Source organism: Gilliamella sp. BG2, from assembly GCF_046635645.1.
GTDB classification, from domain to species: Bacteria; Pseudomonadota; Gammaproteobacteria; order Enterobacterales; family Orbaceae; genus Gilliamella; species Gilliamella bombi.
This window is the reverse complement of the sequence record NZ_JBIDFF010000063.1, coordinates 1-2,339: the sequence shown is the minus strand read 5'-3', so window position 1 is coordinate 2,339 and position 2,339 is coordinate 1. Positions and strand designations below refer to the sequence as shown.

2 rRNA genes are annotated in these 2,339 nt (G+C 49.8%); both read left to right on the top strand.

Features of this window, described 5'->3' with window-relative positions:
* Window positions 1-2,053: ribosomal RNA gene (locus ACGH6Q_RS12190) — 23S ribosomal RNA — on the top strand; the annotation flags it as partial.
* A 162-nt stretch (window positions 2,054-2,215) separates the two neighbouring features.
* Window positions 2,216-2,331: ribosomal RNA gene (gene rrf / locus ACGH6Q_RS12185) — 5S ribosomal RNA — on the top strand.
* Window positions 2,332-2,339 lie beyond the last annotated feature (8 nt).

Genomic DNA, 2,339 nt, shown 5'->3' with positions numbered 1-2,339 from the left:
TGACTGTTGGGGGTAGAGCACTGTTTCGGCTAGGGGGCCATCCCGGCTTACCAACCCGATGCAAACTCCGAATACTGACAAGTTGAATCATGGGAGACACACGGCGGGTGCTAACGTTCGTCGTGAAGAGGGAAACAACCCAGACCGCCAGCTAAGGTCCCAAAGTCATAGTTAAGTGGGAAACGAAGTGGGAAGGCTTAGACAGCTAGGATGTTGGCTTAGAAGCAGCCATCATTTAAAGAAAGCGTAATAGCTCACTAGTCGAGTCGGCCTGCGCGGAAGATGTAACGGGGCTAAAACTATGCACCGAAGCTGCGGCAGTGCACGCAAGTGTATTGGGTAGGGGAGCGTTCTGTAAGCCGTAGAAGGTGTGTTGTGAGGCATGCTGGAGGTATCAGAAGTGCGAATGCTGACATAAGTAACGATAAAGCGGGTGAAAAGCCCGCTCGCCGGAAGACCAAGGGTTCCTGTCCAACGTTAATCGGGGCAGGGTGAGTCGACCCCTAAGGAGAGGCCGAAGGGCGTATCTGATGGGAAACGGGTTAATATTCCCGTACTGGCTATAACTGCGATGGGGTGACGAAGAAGGCTAGGTTTACCACCTATTGGATGGTGGGTTAAGCGTGTAGGGGTGTGATTAGGCAAATCCGGTCACTGAAACTCTGAGGCGTGATGACGAGCTGCTAAGGCAGTGAAGTAATTGATGCCCTGCTTCCAGGAAAATCCTCTAAGCTTCAGGTTATAGTTAATCGTACCCGAAACCGACACAGGTGGTCAGGTAGAGAATACTAAGGCGCTTGAGAGAACTCGGGTGAAGGAACTAGGCAAAATGGTGCCGTAACTTCGGGAGAAGGCACGCTGATGTGTAATTGAAATCCCATGCGGATGTAGGTGAAATCAGTCGAAGATACCAGCTGGCTGCAACTGTTTAATAAAAACACAGCACTGTGCAAACACGAAAGTGGACGTATACGGTGTGACGCCTGCCCGGTGCTGGAAGGTTAATTGATGGGGTTATGCTTATGCAGAAGCTCCTGATCGAAGCCCCAGTAAACGGCGGCCGTAACTATAACGGTCCTAAGGTAGCGAAATTCCTTGTCGGGTAAGTTCCGACCTGCACGAATGGCGTAATGATGGCCAGGCTGTCTCCACCCGAGACTCAGTGAAATTGAAATTGCCGTGAAGATGCGGTGTACCCGTGGCAAGACGGAAAGACCCCGTGAACCTTTACTATAGCTTGACAGTGAACATTGAGCCTTAATGTGTAGGATAGGTGGGAGGCAAAGAAGCATGCACGCCAGTGTGAGTGGAGTCGACCTTGAAATACCACCCTTTAATGTTTGATGTTCTAACCTATACTTCTGAATCGAGGTAAGGGACACTGTCTGGTGGGTAGTTTGACTGGGGCGGTCTCCTCCCAAAGAGTAACGGAGGAGCACGAAGGTTAGCTAATCCTGGTCGGACATCAGGAGGTTAGTGCAATGGCAAAAGCTAGCTTGACTGCGAGAGTGACGGCTCGAGCAGGTACGAAAGTAGGTCATAGTGATCCGGTGGTTCTGAATGGAAGGGCCATCGCTCAACGGATAAAAGGTACTCCGGGGATAACAGGCTGATACCGCCCAAGAGTTCATATCGACGGCGGTGTTTGGCACCTCGATGTCGGCTCATCACATCCTGGGGCTGAAGTAGGTCCCAAGGGTACGGCTGTTCGCCGTTTAAAGTGGTACGCGAGCTGGGTTTAGAACGTCGTGAGACAGTTCGGTCCCTATCTGCCATGGGCGTAGGAAAATTGAGAGGGTTTGCTTCTAGTACGAGAGGACCGAAGTGAACGCACCGCTGGTGTTCGGGTTGTGATGCCAATTGCATTGCCCGGTAGCTACGTGCGGAATAGATAAGTGCTGAAAGCATCTAAGCACGAAACTAGCCTCGAGATGAGTTTTCCCTGAAGAGATTCAGTAAGGTCCGTTTGAGACTAAGACGTAGATAGGTCAGGTGTGTAAGTGTAGTGATACATTGAGCTAACTGATACTAATGAACCGAGAGTCTTAACCTTACAACTCGGAGTTGTTTTGGGTTACGCAGAAGTTATTACTAGATGAGAAAATCATCGAAAAGAGAATAGAGATTGAAAAAACAGTTTGTTCCGGATTGAGAGATGCGTATTGATATGAGATAATGAATAGATATCAATACTAATTGAAAGAGACAGGATATGTCTGGCGGTAATAGCGCGGTGGTCCCACCTGACCCCATGCCGAACTCAGAAGTGAAACGCCGTAGTGCCGATGGTAGTGTGGGTATTACCCATGTGAGAGTAGGGTGCCGCCAGACTTTTAAAT